This is a genomic window from Paraburkholderia solitsugae, from assembly GCF_013177695.1.
Classification (GTDB): Bacteria; Pseudomonadota; Gammaproteobacteria; order Burkholderiales; family Burkholderiaceae; genus Paraburkholderia; species Paraburkholderia solitsugae.
In genome coordinates, this window is the sequence record NZ_WOEY01000058.1 from 68531 (window position 1) to 85852 (window position 17322).

Annotated in this window: 17 protein-coding genes; 7 read left to right on the plus strand and 10 right to left on the minus strand. The window is 61.5% G+C overall.

The genetic code is table 11. The features are described 5' to 3' along the window. Positions 1-242: 242 nt before the first annotated feature. From benC to antB, 4 genes are all read left to right on the plus strand, one after another. Entirely contained in the window at positions 243-1262 is a 1020-nt protein-coding gene (gene benC / locus GNZ12_RS14365; RefSeq protein WP_172310937.1) for a benzoate 1,2-dioxygenase electron transfer component BenC, read from the plus strand. A 98-nt stretch (positions 1263-1360) separates the two neighbouring features. Beyond that, positions 1361-1801: a bacteriohemerythrin gene (locus tag GNZ12_RS14370; protein WP_172310938.1), complete on the plus strand. Its 441-nt coding sequence runs from the start codon at positions 1361-1363 to the stop codon at positions 1799-1801. A gap of 103 nt (positions 1802-1904) precedes the next feature. Further along, positions 1905-3299: an anthranilate 1,2-dioxygenase large subunit gene (gene antA / locus GNZ12_RS14375; RefSeq protein WP_172310939.1), complete on the plus strand. Its 1395-nt coding sequence runs from the start codon at positions 1905-1907 to the stop codon at positions 3297-3299. Further along, entirely contained in the window at positions 3299-3787 is a 489-nt protein-coding gene (gene antB, locus GNZ12_RS14380) for an anthranilate 1,2-dioxygenase small subunit (RefSeq protein WP_216673213.1), read from the plus strand. The genes antA and antB overlap by 1 nt, the downstream gene beginning before the upstream one ends. Before the next feature lie 74 nt (positions 3788-3861). Here the strand turns inward: antB and GNZ12_RS14385 are convergent, their stop codons facing one another. Next, positions 3862-4806 (minus strand): AraC family transcriptional regulator, encoded by a 945-nt coding sequence (locus GNZ12_RS14385; RefSeq protein ID WP_328806002.1) that lies wholly within the window; start codon positions 4804-4806, stop codon positions 3862-3864. 418 nt (positions 4807-5224) lie between these two features. Between GNZ12_RS14385 and GNZ12_RS14390 the strand changes: the two genes are divergently transcribed. Continuing rightward, positions 5225-5641 (plus strand): nuclear transport factor 2 family protein, encoded by a 417-nt coding sequence (locus GNZ12_RS14390; protein WP_172310942.1) that lies wholly within the window; start codon positions 5225-5227, stop codon positions 5639-5641. A gap of 501 nt (positions 5642-6142) precedes the next feature. Next, positions 6143-8971: an ATP-binding protein gene (locus GNZ12_RS14395; protein WP_172310943.1), complete on the plus strand. Its 2829-nt coding sequence runs from the start codon at positions 6143-6145 to the stop codon at positions 8969-8971. A gap of 46 nt (positions 8972-9017) precedes the next feature. Here the strand turns inward: GNZ12_RS14395 and GNZ12_RS14400 are convergent, their stop codons facing one another. The 5 genes from GNZ12_RS14400 to GNZ12_RS14420 all read right to left on the minus strand — a co-directional run bounded on the left by GNZ12_RS14400 (position 9018) and on the right by GNZ12_RS14420 (position 13249). Further along, complete coding sequence (locus tag GNZ12_RS14400; protein WP_172310944.1) at positions 9018-9722, minus strand: response regulator transcription factor; 705 nt, start codon at positions 9720-9722, stop codon at positions 9018-9020. A gap of 247 nt (positions 9723-9969) precedes the next feature. Then, the gene (locus tag GNZ12_RS14405; protein ID WP_172310945.1) at positions 9970-11142 is read right to left on the minus strand and encodes a WD40/YVTN/BNR-like repeat-containing protein; all 1173 of its coding nucleotides are present in this window, start codon (positions 11140-11142) and stop codon (positions 9970-9972) included. Between the two features lie 70 nt (positions 11143-11212). After that, a complete protein-coding gene (locus tag GNZ12_RS14410; protein WP_172310946.1) occupies positions 11213-11482 on the minus strand; it encodes a MoaD/ThiS family protein in 270 nt (89 codons plus the stop codon). 130 nt (positions 11483-11612) lie between these two features. After that, on the minus strand, positions 11613-12881 hold the full coding sequence (locus GNZ12_RS14415; protein WP_172310947.1) for an RNA polymerase sigma factor: 1269 nt from the start codon (positions 12879-12881) through the stop codon (positions 11613-11615). Continuing rightward, the gene (locus GNZ12_RS14420) at positions 12878-13249 is read right to left on the minus strand and encodes a YciI family protein (protein ID WP_172310948.1); all 372 of its coding nucleotides are present in this window, start codon (positions 13247-13249) and stop codon (positions 12878-12880) included. Before GNZ12_RS14420 ends, GNZ12_RS14415 begins: the two co-directional genes overlap by 4 nt. Between GNZ12_RS14420 and GNZ12_RS14425 the strand changes: the two genes are divergently transcribed. Then, complete coding sequence (locus GNZ12_RS14425; RefSeq protein WP_172310949.1) at positions 13250-13504, plus strand: hypothetical protein; 255 nt, start codon at positions 13250-13252, stop codon at positions 13502-13504. 667 nt (positions 13505-14171) lie between these two features. Here GNZ12_RS14425 and GNZ12_RS14430 read toward each other — a convergent pair. The 4 genes from GNZ12_RS14430 to lipA are packed head-to-tail and all read right to left on the minus strand — an operon-like array spanning position 14172 to position 17320. After that, entirely contained in the window at positions 14172-15383 is a 1212-nt protein-coding gene (locus GNZ12_RS14430) for a cyanate transporter (RefSeq protein ID WP_172310950.1), read from the minus strand. 5 nt (positions 15384-15388) lie between these two features. Continuing rightward, a complete protein-coding gene (locus GNZ12_RS45530) occupies positions 15389-15664 on the minus strand; it encodes a transposase (RefSeq protein ID WP_172310951.1) in 276 nt (91 codons plus the stop codon). Between the two features lie 5 nt (positions 15665-15669). Beyond that, positions 15670-16359 carry a trimeric intracellular cation channel family protein gene (locus tag GNZ12_RS14440; RefSeq protein ID WP_172310952.1) on the minus strand — a complete coding sequence of 230 codons (690 nt, stop codon included), beginning with the start codon at positions 16357-16359 and terminating at the stop codon, positions 15670-15672. Further along, a complete protein-coding gene (gene lipA, locus GNZ12_RS14445; protein WP_172310953.1) occupies positions 16352-17320 on the minus strand; it encodes a lipoyl synthase in 969 nt (322 codons plus the stop codon). Before lipA ends, GNZ12_RS14440 begins: the two co-directional genes overlap by 8 nt. Positions 17321-17322: the final 2 nt, after the last annotated feature.

A 17322-nucleotide genomic window follows, 5' to 3' on the forward strand; every position in this document is an offset into this window, starting at 1 on the left:
AGGGCGTTTTGCCTCGCAAGAAGCGGACAGAGCAATTGAGTCCTGCAGCAGATTCCGGATAGCCCGGTTACCCAGGTCCCCCTAGACTTCCATCAACAGCTGTGTGATTCGGTGATTGGCGTCTTTAGCCCCCGGTCCAGCCGATCCCGCCTGCGAGCGCAGTGAGCGGGTGGCTGACTGAGCGAAGAAGCGTCAATGCGAACGAATCTGCAATAGCGGCCTACTAGATTGGAGACATGGTAATGAGCTTTAACATCGCGCTCAATTTCGAGGACGGCGTAACCCGCTTCGTCAACTGCGGCAGTACAGAATCCGTGGTAGACGCGGCCTATCGCCAAGGCATCAACATTCCGATGGACTGCCGGGAAGGTGCCTGCGCCACGTGCAAGTGCCGCGTCGAATCCGGTAGTTATTCGCTCGGCGACTACATCGAAGATGCGCTCAGCAGTAGTGAAGCGGATCAGGGCTACGCGCTGGCATGCCAGATGCGACCGACGGCCGATTGCGTCGTGCTCGTGCCGACCAGTTCAACCGCCTGCAACACCAGGCAGGAAAGCTACGTTACCCAGATCAAGGAAGTGAGTCGCCTCTCCGACAGCACGTTCTCGCTCGTGCTTCAGGGCGATGGCCTGAAGGACCTGGTGTTCCTCCCCGGCCAGTACGCCAACCTGCAGGTTCCGGGCGAGGAGCAGCGCCAACGCGCCTACTCGTTTAGTGCGATGACGGCACGCAGCGACAGTGTGACGTTCCTGATTCGCAATGTCCCAGGCGGCCTGATGAGCAACTTCCTCAAGGAGCGGGCGAAGCCGGGGGGCGAGTTGATCATGCACGGGCCGTTCGGGAGCTTCTACCTGCGCCCGCTGGTGCGCCCGCTCCTCATGCTGGCAGGCGGCACGGGCCTCGCGCCGTTCCTCGCGATGCTCGACAAGATCGTCGCGGCCGGCAGCAGCCCGTTCCCGATTCACCTGATTTATGGCGTCAACACCGACCGGGATGTCGTAGAGATCGACAAGCTCGAGGCTTTCACGCGTGCGATCCCGAACTTCACTTTCGAAGTCTGCGTCGTGGACGCAAACAGCGAGCGGCCGAAGAAGGGCTACGTCACGCATCACATCGAACCCGCGCACCTCAACGACGGCGACGTCGATATCTACCTGTGCGGCCCTCCGCCCATGGTCGAAGCGGTTGCCCAGTATCTACGCGATGTGGACGTAAAGTCAGCCTCGTTCCATTTCGAGAAATTTGCCGCGAGCATCAGCTAGCTGGCCTTATTGACCGACCCGCATGCTGCGTCAACCAACCCGTGTTCGGGTCGTAAGTCCAGAAGGCGTGGTGCAACACATTTAAAGCAGGAGTGCTGATGGATATCACCGCTGATCTTGATTGGAACGACCGTCATTTAATTGGGCATCAGGCGATGGATGACAGTCATCGGGAGTTCGTGACGCTGGTGAACGCGATCCTCCATGCGGACGACTGTCAGCTCCCTGCAGCGCTGGACGCTTTTGTCCGTCACATCGAGGCGCATTTCGGGCTTGAAGAAGATCTTATGAGGACGTCCCGCTACCCGGCGACGGACTGTCACATCGAGGAGCACGAGAAGGTGCTGGCGTCAGTGCGCGAGGTGCAGGTGCTGGTGAACGCCGGCAATGCCGAAGTAGGCCGCGAACTGGCGGAGGCTCTGGTGGACTGGTTTCCGGGGCACTCGGACTATATGGATTCCGCGCTCGCGGCCTGGGTCGTGAAGAAAGCCACTGGCGGCGCGCCCGTTGTGTTGCGCCGCGCGATGCAACTCACTTGACCTTGCCTGGTGAAGAAAAGGTAACGACGGATGCGATCCCGGCGCCAGGCGTAGACCATTCAATCGATCGCAGCACAGTCATCGGCAGTTGAAAGGAGATTTCATGTCTATCGTACGAACAGAGAAAGAGTGGCGAGAATTCGTCACAGGTTGCCTGGACTTCCGTCCGGACGACAACATCTACCGGGTGGCCCGGGCCATGTTTACCGAACCCGAGCTGTTCGAACTCGAGATGGAGATGATCTTCGAGAAGAACTGGATCTACGCCTGTCACGAGAGCGAGCTCAGCAAGCCGCATGACTATGTCACGATGCAGGCCGGGCGCCAGCCGATGATTATCACGCGCAGTGCGAACGGAGAGCTGAACGCGCTTGTCAATGCGTGCGCACATCGAGGCGCAACGCTGACCCGGATGAGCAAGGGACATCAGTCGACGTTCACGTGCTCATTTCATGCATGGACGTTTCGCTCCGACGGCAAGCTGCTGAAGGTGAAGGCACCGTCCGAGTACCCCGAGGGATTCGACCTTTCCCAGCGTGACTTGAAGAAGGCCCGCGTCGCGAGCTACAAGGGTTTCGTTTTCGTGAATCTCGATAACGAGGGCACGATGTCGCTGGAGGACTACCTGGGCGATGCCACGGCCTTTCTCGACCTGATGGTCGCGCAGTCGCCGACGGGCGAGCTCGAGGTGCTGCCGGGCAAGGGCCACTACACCTACGCCGGCAACTGGAAGCTGCAGAACGAAAACGGCCTCGACGGCTATCACGTCAGCACCGTGCATTACAACTACGTCTCCACGGTCACGCATCGCATGGAAATCAACGCGAAGAAGGGCTCGGACATCAACAACACGCTCGACTACCGCAAGCTCGGGGCCGGCGACGACGCGACCGATGACGGCTGGTTCTCGTTCCCCAACGGCCACAGTGTGCTGTTCAGCGAAATGCCGAATCCAGAGGTGCGTCCTGGCTACGCAACCATCATGCCCCGCCTCGTCAAGGAGTATGGCCAGAAGAAGGCGGAATGGATGATGAACCGGCTACGCAACCTGAACGTCTATCCAAGCCTGTTCTTCATGGATCAGATCAGCTCGCAGTTGCGGATCATTCGACCGGTCGCCTGGAATAAGACTGAGATCCTCAGCCAGTGCATTGGCGTCAAGGGCGAGTCCGACGCGGATCGGGAAAACCGCATCCGCCAGTTCGAAGACTTCTTCAACGTCTCCGGCATGGGGACGCCCGATGATCTGACCGAATTCCGCGAAGCCCAACGCGGTTTCCAAGGCCGGATGGAGAAGTGGAACGACATCTCCCGAGGCTGCGACAAGTGGATAACGGGCAGCACGCCGAATGCCGAAACGCTAGGCATCGCGCCTGTTCTCACTGGTGCGGAGCTGACTCACGAAGGGCTCTACGTCAACCAGCACGGCGCGTGGCGGGATGCGCTCGTCAAAGGACTGGAAGCCAAGATCCGCAACGCCGAAGGAGCGAAGCAATGATGGCCGATTTGCAACGAAGTGTGGAACAGTTCCTGTACCGGAAGTCGGAACTGTGCGACAGGCGTCAATGGGTTGACTATCTGGAACTGTTCGATGAGAACTCGGAGTTCCACATTCCCCAGTGGGACTCGGAACATGTGTACACCACCGACCCGAAGCGCAGCATGTCGCTGATCTACTACGCGGACCGCGCGGGTCTGGAAGACCGCGTGTTTCGCCTAGGGACCGGCAAGTCGGCGGCCTCGACGCCGTTGCCTCGCACTTTGCACCAGATCAGCAACGTGATGATTCAGCAGGTTTCCGATTCGCAGCTGGAAGCGAGGTGCAAATGGGTTACCCACGTCTATCGATTCGGGCAGTCCTCATACTTCTACGGGGATGCAACGTATCTTCTGAAGCCGGTCGGTTTTAGTTGGGTAATCCTTAAGAAGCATGTCGTTTTGCTTAACGACACCATCGATTCCGTGCTCGACTTCTATCACGTTTAAGCAGGGGGCGAAGCGCGAATCACGGCGCCTCCTCCTTTCGGCGCCGTCGCCAGCATTTCAGATGCGAGCCGGGGTCAGCGTTGCCGCTTTTTCTGGGTGTCACGCGGCAACTCATTGAATCGCGCGAAATAGTATGCAGAGAAGCGCCCGAGATGGCCGAAGCCGAACATCAGCGCGGTGTCCGTGACGCTTGCTGCGGGGTCGAGCAGCAGGCGGGCCCGGACGGCATCGAGGCGCATGTTGCGAAGCAGCTCCATAGGCGTCACGCCGTGATAGCGATGGCACATCACGTTGAGCGTACGGAAACTGACGCCGGCCACGCGTGCCAGATCTTCCAGCGATATCGGCGCGTGAAGCCGCGACTCGATATATTCGAGCATGGCGTCCATCTGCCTGATGCCGCCGTCGTGCGCGCTGGAATCGCTCCGCATGCTGCGGGAGTCGGCGGGTAGGAGCGCTGCCTGCGAGGTGGAGAGTGCGCTTTGATGGAGAGCCAGGAACAGCGCCAGATTACGTTCGAAGTGATCACGCCATTCCGCCCGTATTCCGGGGTCGCCTGACATCGACGAGATGTTAAGCAGCGACTGAACCAACAGGTCCCATTGCGAGCCGAGCTGCCGCGGGAGGACAAGGCCTGGCATGAAGCTGATGGTCTCGTCCTCCGCTTTCCCGGAAACCTGCTGGAGCAGCGAATTGGGAATCCGGACGATCAACTGTTGGGTGCCTCGCATCCAGCGAAGCCGGACGTGTTGCCTCGGCGCGAGCATGGCCGTGCGGCCTTCGGCAACGCTCATGACGTGCCCGTCGCACTCGAATTCCGCGCACCCGGAGAGTGAGGTATGCAGCAGGGTGAAGCCGTCGAACGGGCGCGGCGTAACCTCCACTTCGGCGCCGTACCGCAGCTCATATATCTTCAGTTGATTCAATTCCCCCTTGAAGAGTGCCACATCCGGTGCGCCTTGCTTCCAGCGCAGCACGTGATCGCTCAATTCCCGTGTGACGTAGTCGTGCGCCTCCACGTGCTTGTCGGACCTGAACAGGCAGTTCCGGTGCAGCGCCTCGAGTACCTCGGTCTTGGGGGATAACGCCATGTTTGCTCCGCTGAGTTTCGAATGCCAGGCGGCATCCGCACAGTCAGAGATGCTTGCCCGTTAGCTCAAAAATTGCGCGCAAGGCACCTACCGGGATCATAAGGTTTGTGCATGAACTTGTCTTGGACTCTGCAAATAGAGGATAGATCAGGATATCGGTGCAGCAAAAATCGGATAGGGGTGGATAGGGCGGGGAGAGCGTAAGCATCGTTGAAATGGTTTGAAACGCCATCGGGATTCATGTGTTCCCACCCACTCGGGCGCAGCGCTAACAAGGTCTAACAACCCACCGCGCAGGATTTGATAGTCTTGAAGCTTGATGGAACTGTAAGCAGTGGGGTGAATCATGGTCCAATTGACCATACGTTCAACGGCCTGGCGAGAAATTGCCGGTGATATCGGCATTTCTTTTGTGGATGCAGTCAACGACTTTGACGCTGAGCGCCTGATCGACCTTTTCGCCCAGGAGGCGCATGTGAATGACCAGTTGCGCGATTTTTGGGGAAAGGACGCCATTGCCAACTGGATACGCCGCGAGATTGTCGGAGAGCGGTTCTGCATGGCCGTGATCGAGGCGCGATTGCATTTTGGCGATCTCATTCTCTCGGCCGAAGTGGGCGGCGATTTCGATAAAACCGGACTGCCGTCCCCGTTGATATTGAATTTTATTTTTTCCTTTTTCGACGGAAAAATCGTCCGACTCATTATTTTAGTGACGCGCCCAGGGGAGACGGAGCCTGACGTCAGAGTTGTCGGTACCTAGTCTTTCCCCCCGGTTGCGACCTTGCAATTGCGGGCTGTCCGCAAAGATCTCTCCAACCTCCCCCGATATCGCTGGAAGACCCCGCTCGGGCAGCCGGCGTGAGTTTTCGCACGCTGAACGCGCTATGCCATCGCTATTGCGGGGTTACCCCTATGGCGTTGCCGCTCAACATACGTCTGGATGCCGTCGTCTTCGATTATTTGCGTCTATTGACTATATGAAAATAGATAAGATCTGTATGCGCGCCAGTATTGCCTCCATCAACGGCGAGGACAGTATTGTCATCCGGATTTTGCTTTCCGGGCGTAGGGTGTTTATCCACTTTTTGCGAGCTTTTACATAAGCTCGATGAAGCGCAATATCATCTGCGTTCTGAAGACCTTGCGCATAAGAATCGACTGGCGAGCAACGCGTACTTGGGATTCGTGGAAGGGGCGAAGTTAGTCATCAGAACGCGAACAAACCTTGGGAATCGGGCCCGGGGATAGGGGACTTGCTGCAATGCAGAAAAAAGCAGAACAGGGCACCGCGTGGCGAGCCTCCTTTGGCCCGTTCACTTTGTCTCCCTCGGAGCGCCTCCTTGCGCGAGATGGTTTGCCGGTCCGGCTTGGCGGGCGGGCGCTCGACATACTTGTCGCGCTTGTCGATTCCGCAGGGGCGGTAGTCAGCAAGAAGGACCTGATTTCTCGCGTCTGGCCCAACGTGGTCGTCGAGGAGGGGAGCCTGCGCTTTCACATTGTTGCCATCCGCAAGGCGCTTGGGGAAGGGGAAGGCGGCAGTCGCTATATCGTCAACACGGCTAACAAGGGCTACACGTTCGTTGCCATCGTCGAGCGCCACGAGCTCGACACGCCGGCCAATTCGACTTCTGCCGGCACGCTCAAGTCTCTGCCGGCCCCGGCGACGCCCATAGTCGGACGCGACGAAGAGGTTGAAGCGCTCGTCGCGAGCCTTCAGCAGCGGCGCCTTGTTTCGATCGTCGGGCCAGGCGGTATTGGCAAAACCACAGTAGCGATCGCGTCCACCCATTCGGCAGCGGGGCAATTCAACGGTGACGTGCACTTTGTCGACCTGTCGGTAAGCTCGGAGGCGGGACTCGTGCGCTCATCCGTAGCAGGCGCAGTCGGCCTTCAGAACCGGCTGGACGACCTGGCGGCGCTGGCAACCCATCTGGCCGAGCGCAACACGCTCATCGTTCTGGACTGCTGCGAGCATGTCATCGCTGCCGCCGCAGAGCTTGCCGAGGTGCTGGTCCGTACCTGCCAGCGGGTCCACATTCTCGCCACCAGCCGCGAGCCGCTACGTGCCGAGGGTGAGTTCGTCTATCGCCTGCAGCCTTTGGCTTTTCCCCATGAAGGCGAGGGAACAACCGCCGCCGCAGCGCTTGCATTCCCGGCGGTCAAGCTGTTCGTGGAGCGCGCCGCCGCGAGCCTGTCAGGCTTTGAACTCAAGGATAGTGACGCTCCGTTGGCTTCGCAACTGTGCCGCCAGCTGGACGGCATCGCGCTTGCAATCGAGTTGGCGGCTGGCCGTATTGAGGCCTTGGGCCTCAAGGCAATCACGTCGCACTTCGATGCCAGTGTCAGGCTGATGTGGCATGGCAGGCGCACCGTCGTTCCACGTCACCAGACGCTACGTGCAACGCTTGACTGGAGCTTCAACCTCCTTTCGGACGACGAGAAGCGTATCCTCCAAAGGCTCTCGGTATTCGCTGCACGTTTTTCACTCGACGCAGCCGTCGAGGTCTCCTGCTTTGACTACGAGAAGTCGCTAGCTATCGAGCTGATCGCGTGTCTGGTGTCGAAGTCTCTGGTCACGGTCGACGCGGGTGAAGCGACGCTTCGTTATGGCATGCTGGATACGACGAAGTCCTACTGCTGGAAGAGACTATGTGACTTTGGCGAAGAAGCGTCCGTCTCGCAGCGCTTTGCGGACTACTTCGGGGCCTGGGTGCAACAGTACGCGTCCGGGAACCTGGGGAAGGACGAGCTTGACCTTGTGGCGTTGGAGTTGGCTAACCTGCGAGCAGCGCTGGAGTGGTATTTCCGGAGCGACGAGCATACTTCGGACGCTGTCAGGCTTGCGGCCGCGCTGTGTCCTCCGCTGCTCCAGATGTCGAACGTGGCTGAGTGCTCTCGATGGGCTCAAGCCGCTCTCTCGCGGATGCCGGCGGCATTTGCCGGTTCGCATTTTGAAATGCACCTGCAAGGCTCGCTTGGCCAATCGCTAATGTTTTCTAGAGGTGGCGATGAAGCCGAAACGGCGTATCGCCGAAGCATCGAGGTCGCCGAACAGTTGGGCGATTTCCGCAGCATGCTTCATCTGCTCAACGGCTATGCGGTTCTGCTGCATCGAGATGGGCGGTATACCGATGCACTTTCGATTGCCCGCAAGACGCAGTCGCTTTTGCACGAGGTGAACGATACGGAGTCGCAAGCCATTGTCGATTCCCTCATGGGCGTGGCGCTGCAGCTCGTCGGCAATGTCGAGGAGGCGACGCATTATTTTGAGCGTTCCCTCGTCCGAAGCTCCGTTGCATCATCCAGTACGAGGTCCAAGCTCGGCTTCGACTTCCACATCCGGGCCTTATGCGGCCGGGCGCGTAGTTTGTGGCTCACCGGGCACTACTCGAAGGCTATGACCGTCGCCGACGAGACCATCGCAAAGGCGCGAGAAGCCGGCCATGCGGTCACCTATTGCATCGCGCTCATCTGGGCCGGTTCAGTGCATTTCCACGCCCGAAATCTCGCGCGTCAGCAGGAAATCGTCGAAACGATAGAGCAGGTTGCACGGCAACACTCGCTCACGCCGTATGCCACCTTCGCAAGTATGGAGCGTGGGCAGTTGCTGATTGCCAGAGGCCGCCCAGCTGAAGGTGTCGAACTCATTCGAAACGCGGTCGACATACTCCACCAGTGCCGCTACGAAATGGTGACCAGCGTCTCGCTGGCCACCATGGCCATTGGGCTTTCCGACATGTCGCTGCACGCTGCTGCTATCGAGATGTGCGATGAGGTCGAGACACTCATCCGCGGTTGTGGCGATTTCCTTCGCATGCCGGATCTGCTGTTTGCGCGAGGGTATTGCTTCGCGGCTGCAGGTCAGCGAGAGCAGTCAGAAAAAAGCTACCTGGCGGCGATCGAACTGGCACGTTCGCAGGGGGTGAAGTCGGGCCAGGTTCGGGCGGCCGTCGCGCTTGCCCAGCAGCTGATGGGCGACGGCCGCCACGACAACGCCCATCGTTTGCTTCGTCCGCTTGTGGAGGACGCCGGCGACGAGACGTCACTAGATCTCTCCCTCGCGCGAAGTCTTCTTGGTCAGGCCTCTTGACGAAATTTCCGTGACTTGCCACATAACCGTTTCCCCGAAAATGGGACTAGGCGTAGCTCGGTAGCGGCGAAGCAGGGCGCAGCCAGGCCGTCGCGTAGGAAGGCGGCTTGACGCGTCCCGACGGGGTGTCCGGCATATCGATGAGACCGCGCTCCGTTGCGATGCGCGCGGCCTCGGTTCGGCAACTGGCGTCCAGCTTGGACATGATTGACTTGACGTGAGTCTTCACGGTCCCGACAGCGATCTCCAGGTCACGCGCGATCGATTTGTTGCATAGGCCCATGGTCAGTAGCCGAAGCACCTCGTCTTCACGGCTCGTCAACATGTCACGCTGGGAGATCTGGGCCAATAGCCGCGCCACCGGCGGACACAGATAGGTGCCGCCGCGGGAAAGCGCCCGGACACCCGCAAGGAGGTCGCACACCGGTGAGCTGGTCAGCACGAAGCCATGAATGCCTTGCTCCAGTGCGCATCGCACCGCATGTTCGCGAGCCTGGGTGGAGATCACGAGGATACGGGCGAGTTGAAGGCTTTCGTGGAGATCAAAGCGCCGGCCATCCTGCACAAATCTGGCCGCAGTTGAGCTGTCCGCGACCACGACGTCGACAGGTCGATTGACAGAGACGCACTCTGCATCGATGACCTCCATGTCCGGCTCAGCCGCAAGGGCCGCGCGAACGCCGACTTGCAAAAGCGGCTCCGCAACGCATACGAGTACCGCGACCCGCTGCTCGGTTTCGTGCTGACTCATTTCACTCTCCTTGGCTTTGGCAAGTGACTTTGCCGTACCTTCATCTTTGCCAGGAGCGCCAGAGGAGTCGAGTTATCCGTTGTTGGTACTTGCGAGGCTGGCGTGAACCAGGTCCCCGGTATGCACGCTCCTTGGGAGATAGCGCTTGAGGAGCCGCCCGGCGGTGCAGACTGCCGGTCGTCCCGTTAGATCTTGTTAGCGCGCTCGTTAGGCTGCAAACGAGCCGCCGTTCGATTGGCGAAGACCCTCATCCAAACCGAACACAATAGACAGGCGGCAAATGCGCTGAAATCAATTGCCAGCTTTCGCCGCCGTCGTCGGACGTCCATAGCGAGCCGGTGGTCGACCCCATCGCGAGGCGCATGCCAGAGTCATCTACAGCGAGGCCGTGCCGATACACGAGGTCATACGCCGGTGCAGGCGGCAAGCCATTCGAGAAACGGTCGAACGTGCGGCCGCCGTCGCGTGTGCGCGTGACGACGAACCGGCCGTCCACCGGGATCCGGCACTGGTCCTTCACGGCGGGCACGAACCACGCGGTGTCCGGCTCGTGCGGATGCACGGCAACCGCGAAGCCGAAGCTCGATGGCTGCGCTTCGATTCGCTGCCAGTGTGCCGCGCCGTCGGTCGAGCGGAAAATTGCGCAGTGATGCTGCGTCCACATCACATCTGGATTTGCAGCGCATTGTACGACCCGGTGCGGGTCTTGCACGTTGGCATCGCCGCGCCGCTCCGGCGGCATGTAGTCAGCCTCCATGCCCTCTGCAGTCACACGCCAGGTCGCGCCGCCGTCGGCGGTTTGCCAGACGCCGCCGCACGATACGCCGATTGTCACATGCCGGCTGTTGCGTGGATCAACCATCACGGAGTGGATGCCCGGCGCGTCGTAGCCGCCTCCGAACCATTCGCGGCGCTCCGGGCGATCCCACAGCGCACGGTTGAGCACCCATGTGTCGCCGCTATCGCCGGAACGGAAGAGCCCGCCGGGAATCGTGCCGGCCCACAAGACGCCCGGCTCGTCCGGGCCACCGGTTTCGAGCGACCAGATTTGTTGAAGCGTCCAGGCAGGGGGGGGCGGACTGGGCGCGGCAGCGCTCGCATTGTCCGCGCTCGTGTCAGCGCCGGTGTCTGCATTCGCGTTTGCGCTGTCACCGGTACGTGGCTCGTCGGCAGGCTGCGGCGGGTAGACGGGAACCGCGCACTCTGCCCAATCCGCCGTACCCGCGCACTGGCGATGCAGCTTCACGCCGAAGTGGCCGAGATTGAGCGCCGCATACAGCGATCCGTCGCGTGAATCAGGCAGCACCATGCTCACCGGCTCGCCGGCGAAATGCAACTCACCGAACGCCCAGCCGCCCTCGCCATTGGCTTTCAGAACGAACAGACCCTTGCGGGTCGCGACAAGCAAGCGATCGCTCATGTCGAGTGTCTCCTGTGTCGACCAGAGTTAGCGCTTTAGCGCTTACTCTGGTCCCATACGAATGGCTCCCTTACCCGCCCGACAGCGCCTGTACGACGTAAACCCGGCTTTGCTCGCCGAGCGCATCGGACAGATGTTGTCGGTCGCGCACCCGCCGGCCGTCGACAAACACGGCGAGATGCCGCCGCAGTGAGCCCTGATCGTCAAGGATGTACCCGCGTAGTCGAGGTTGCGCGGCGAAGACCGCCTCGAGCGCTTCGCTCAGCGTGCGCGCGTCGATCTCGCGCTCGGGCGTTGCGATATGCCGCTGAATCGAAGCAGCGAAGAAGATATGCGCCATGGCGGAGTAGCGTCGCGGGGATGGCAGTGTCCGTTGGTTCTGTAGTTTAGACGATTCGCCGGTTGCTTCGGGGCATCGTCATTCACCAGACGATAAGCGACATGTTTCACCGTCCTTCACGGATGGACATCTAACTTCTCGCCGACAACAGCTCGATGCGCTTGCGCTGCAGGAACCGGCGCACGGCCGGATCGCGCTCGAGTCCGATCGCGAGATCGTACGCGCCGAGCGCTTGCGTCCTCGCGCCGGCACGCGCGAGCAGATCGGCACGCGCGGCCGAGTACGGCTGGTACTCGGCCAGCCGCGGATCGTCCGCATACGGCTCGAGCGCGTCGAGCGCCGCTTGCGGGCCGTCCCGTTCCGCCTGCGCGAGCGCGCGGTTCACCGCGACCACCGGCGATGCTGCAATCGCGAGCAGCGCGTCGTAGAGCTGCACGATCTCGTCCCAGTTCGGGTGATGCGTCAGGCAGCGGTGGACGTGCGCCGACTGCAGCGCGGCCTCGAGCTGAAAGCGTCCGATTGCGTTGAATGCGCTTGCGCGCCGCAGCAATGTGTTGGCTGCGTCGATCATCGGCGCGTTCCATGTCGCCGGATCCTGAGCCGACAGCGGCACGTAGTCGCCGGCCGCATCGCGTCGCGCATCGCGCCGCGCCTGCGCATACAGCATCAGCGCGAGCAGACCAAGCGTCTCTGGCTCCTCGGGCAGGAGCTCGACGAGCAGTTGTGCAAGAAACAGCGCCTCGCCGGCGAGATCGCGCCGCTCGGTATCGCCGCCGACCGGATCGGTCCACCCTTCCGCATACGCTGCATAGACCGCTTCCAGCACCGCAGCAAGCCGATCGGGCAACTCCTCGCGCTCTGGTACGCTGAATGGAATGCCCGCTTCGCGGATCTTGTTCTTCGCCCGCACCAGGCGCTTGCTCATCGCGGCGGGCGACATCAGGAACGCGGACGCAATCGTCTTCGCTTCGAGCCCCAGCACCACCTGCAGCATCAGCGGCGTGCGAATCGCGGCCTCGAGCGCAGGGTGCGTGCAGGCGAACAGCAGCGCAAGCCGCCGGTCGGGCAACATGCCTGCTTCACGCTCGTCGATCTCGTCGGCGAGGATCGCAAGCTGGTTCGTCACTTCGTCGCCGACCCGGCGATGACGCGCGCCATCGAGCGCCCGGCGGCGCGCAACCGTCATCAGCCACGCTTCGGGATTCGCCGGGCAGCCGCGCTCCGGCCAGTCCGCGAGCGCGGCCGCAAACGCGTCGGCCAGCGCGTCCTCGGCCGCGGCGACGTCGCGCGTGCGCATCGCCAGTAGCGCGACGAGCTTGCCGTAACTGCGGCGAGCGACCGCCTCGGCAATCGAATGCGCGGTGCCGTCAGCGTCACGGTCGCCGCCGGACGGACTCATGCAGCAGATGGCGCGTCGTAGGGGGCAGTCCAGACCGGGCGCACTTCCAGGAGGCCGTAAGCCGCACCGGGACAACGCGACGCCCACGCGATCGCCGCGTCCAGGTTGGGCACGTCGATCAGGTAGTAGCCGGCGAGCTGCTCCTTCGAATCGGAATACGGTCCGTCAAGCACCTGCGGTTTGCCGTCGACGAGCCGCACCGTGGTGGCCGTGCTCGTGTGCTGCAGCCGGTTGGCGCCCATCAGCACCTCCGCTTTTTTCAACGATTCGGTGTACGCCTGATAGGCGGCAACCCCTTGCTGCCGCTCGCTGTCGGTCATCTTGTTCCAGCCGTTTTCTTCCGAATAGATCATCAATAGATATTGCATATGAGCCTCCGTCATGGGGTTAAGGCGGGTGAATTACATTGTGCCGCCATTACAATGACGCTCGGACCGCATGCTGATGGACAGGTGGCGTCGAAAAAATCGCAGCCTTGCGAGATGGCAGTTGTGTGCCAGCAGGATGAAGCAGTACCCGGCCAACGCCGGCTACTGGAGGTCGCCATCGGAATTATCGGCCTGCAACGTCAAGCGCGTCACGAACTCTTTCGACAAAAATACAGCGACCGCGCAATCTGGTGAGCCTACTTTCTCGTTCGCTATGCAACCGCGCTATTGCTGATCGCTTCGCCGATTTGCGTTAATCCCGGAGGCCTTTCCGTTAATAAGCGCGATGAAGCGAATCAACACATTAAGCACAAAAGTACCGATCTGTGCCGATGGATTTTGTGCGCCTATGTCGAATTGCGAGTGCATTTGTGGAGTTTTGTCCAGGGGGCCGCAAGATGTGCAACGCATAAGCTATGCTGCGCGTCGAGCCATGCAGGGTGCAAGGATGCAGTTCAGTAATTACCGTAATCGAAACTCAACTGTGGAAGCCAGCCGATGGTTTGTGCCAGGTGATCACCCGCGCGTGGAACGCCAGGGGCCGATGTGGGCCGTTGCCACACCGGAGGGGTGGCGCAAGGTGAACCCAGGCGACTGGATATTGACGGATGGCACGGGAAACTCGTGGCCGATGGGGGACCGGGAGTTTCGTTATTGCTACAAGCTTGTTGAAGACCGATTGCCAGATCTTTGAGCGTTGCGGGTTGTACACGGTTCCGGCACTGACCCTCGGAGTGGGCCGGAACCCATTCGCCGGCCCGAATCGGGCCGGCTTTTTTTTTAGGCACTTTGCGCAAGCGCTACCCGTTGCGCCCAGGTTGCGGGATTAGCCCGCCGCTGTCCGCATCACCCGATATTCGCGTCACACGCGTTCCATGCTGCGCCCATAGCTGGCCGGTGAGAACGCAGCGGTCAGCGCAGCCATTGCCACGATCACAGCAAGGTGTATCGACCATGCAGTGGCAAAGCTGCCGCCGGCGTCACGCAGCCAGCCGATCAGCCAGGGGCCGGTTGCGACGATCAGGAAACCCACCCCCTGCACGAACGCAGCCAGCGCACCCGCGCGCTGGGCGTCGGGTAGATGGTCGAGGGTCACGATCAGGCTCAACGAGAAGAAGCCGCCCAGCCCCACGCCCGAGCACGCTACCAGCGACCACGGCGCGAGCGCCGGGAGCGCCGCAAAGCCGGCGAACCCCGCGGCCTGAAGCGCCAGGGTTAGCCACAAGGCCCCACGCCGGTCCACAGTGCGGCGGGCGAGCATCGGCATCGCGAGCGCCCCTGCCGCCTGGAATATGGCCATCCACGCGAGCAGGTTGCCACACGCCTGGGGGCTCATTCCCATTTGCCGGTAAAACGACGGTAGCCATGCGACCAGGCTCGAATAGCCGCTATTGGCCAGACCGAAAAACGCCGCGAGTTGCCAGGCTCGCAGATTGCCGAAAAAACGCGTGATCGGGATCCGAGCCGCGCCGACGGGCGCTGCGCCGTGTGGCGCACGCGCGAGCCACAGCGCGAGCGTGCCGAGCGCCGGCACGGCCCACACGGCGAGTGCGAGATGCCATCCGCCATGCGCGGCGAGCCAGGGGCTTGCCACCGCGCCGAATGCGCCGCCGCCGACCAGCGCCGCCGAATAGAGTCCCATCGCGAGCGGCACACGATCGGGAAACCAGCGCTTGGCGAGGCCCGGCATCAGCGCCTGGATCAGCGCCACCCCGGCGCCAGCGACGCCGGCCCCGGTGATCAGGCTTGCGCTATCGCCAGCCCATAGGCGCGATGTGCAGCCGGCAGCGAGCAACAGCAGCGCGGCGGCGAGGGCGGGCTTCTCGCCGAAACGCCGTGCCAGCCCAACGCCCACGCCGGCAACCACGCCCATCAGGACGAAGGGCAGGGTGGTCAGCATCGCGGCGGCCCTAAAGCCAAGGCCGGTGTCGTTGCGCACGATGTCCAGCACGGGACCGACGGAAGTCAGGAAGGGGCGCAGGTTGAGGCCCACCAGCACCACCAGCACCAGCAGAACCAGCGCGCCGGGCGACGCCGCGACCGAGCGGGATAAGTGCGTGGCGCCTGATTTCATGGGAATCATTGATCGAGTGACTTCATGTTGATGAGCTCAGCCATGCATTCAAGCCGTCCCTCCCGCCGCCATACTATGTACTTTGCGTAGCAAGTCTGCTGTGGCGGAAATATGGATGGCAGTCTGTGCCATTTCTCGCCACTTTGCTGGACCCAGAGAATGGCATTGACGATCTCGCGAACATCCCGACGGGGACGCCCGCGCGCTGAAGCCGGCTCAGGCGCCACAAACAGGTGTTGGACACGCCTCCAGTCGGTATCGGAAAGAGGGATAGCAATCATGGATTTCAGTCGCTTCGGGATGCCGTCTGGCGCGCCTTTTCCGTAGATTTTGAACGCCGGATGCGCGGCGTCAAATCGATTGGCGTTGGCGCGTTCCAGCCGTATTTCAGTGCCGCCATGCGTATCGAGAAGCCGATAACGATGGTGATCAACGCGGCCGGTGCGGTGGCGACGTGCAGGCTAACGATTAGCACAACATAGAGTGTGCTTGCGATGCCCGCAGCGATCGCGTAAATCGGCCCGGGAAGCACGAGTTGAGGCCGCTCGCCGGCGAGGATATCGCGCAGCACCCAGCCGCCAATCGCGTTAATGAGGCCGATCAGAATCGCCCCCAGCGGGCCCAGTCCCGCATGAACGGCCATGGTGGCGCCCAAAACCGCGAAGAAGCCGATCGAGAGTGCGTCGAACACGACGAGCAACGGATGCACCCATCGGATCATCGTCGAAAAGAAGAAGCCTGCGGTTGCGCACACTAGCACCGCAAGCAGGAAGCTGACATCGGTGAGTATCACTGAGGGGCCGTTTTGCAGCAGGACATCGCGCATCAGGCTGCCACTGACGCCCGTGCTGAAGGCAAGGCATAGCACACCGCTCAGGCCGAACCGGCGCTCAACGGCGAATAGCGCGCCGCTGAGTGCGCCGACCGCAGTCGCACCCACACTGACAATTGAAGGTCCGGTGGCAAGATCAATCATCGCTGCAGGTCGCGGTTGCGACGCCGGCCTTGTGGGCCTGGCGATCGGCGTGATAACTGGAGCGGACGAGCGGTCCACACGCCGCGTGAAGAAACCCCAGTTCACGCGCGGTGGTTTCGAACTCGCCGAACGTCTCTGGCGTGACATAGCGAAGGACGGGCAGGTTACCCTCACGCGGTTGTAGATACTGCCCGATCGTCAGCATGTCGACGTGATGGCGGCGGAGCTCGCGCATGACTTCGACGACCTCATCGTCCGTCTCACCCAATCCGAGCATGAGTCCCGACTTGGTGGGCACATCGGGGCAGCGCTGCCTGAACTGCTCGAGCAATTTGAGCGAGTGGGCATAGTCGGCCCCCGGCCGGGCCTGACGATACAAACGTGGAACAGTCTCCAGATTGTGGTTCAGCACGTCGGGTGGCGTAGCCTGGAGAATGTCGAGTGCGACGTCCAGCCGTCCGCGGAAGTCGGGAACCAGCACTTCGATGGTGGTGCTGGGCGAATGTTCGCGGATGGCGCGGATGCATTGCGCGAAATGCTGCGCGCCCCCGTCTCGCAGGTCGTCCCTGTCCACGCTGGTCACGACCACATACTTGAGCCCCAACGCGACAATGGTCTGCGCAAGGTGCAGCGGCTCATGCTCATCGGGCGGCTTGGGTTTGCCATGAGCCACGTCGCAGAACGGGCAGCGCCGCGTGCACAGGTCGCCCAGGATCATGAAGGTCGCCGTGCCTTTGCTGAAACATTCCCCGATGTTGGGGCAGGAGGCTTCTTCGCAGACCGTATGTTGTCCATGTTCCCGCAGGACGCGTTTGACGTCGCGGAACGTGTCGCCGTTAGACAGCCGGACATGAATCCAGTCGGGTTTCTTGAGCGCAGCGGCCGGCGCTGTTTGATCCTGGATCGGCCATACGCGCCTCGTTTTGTCTACGCCGCGCTGGCGTTCGGGGATGGAAGCCATCG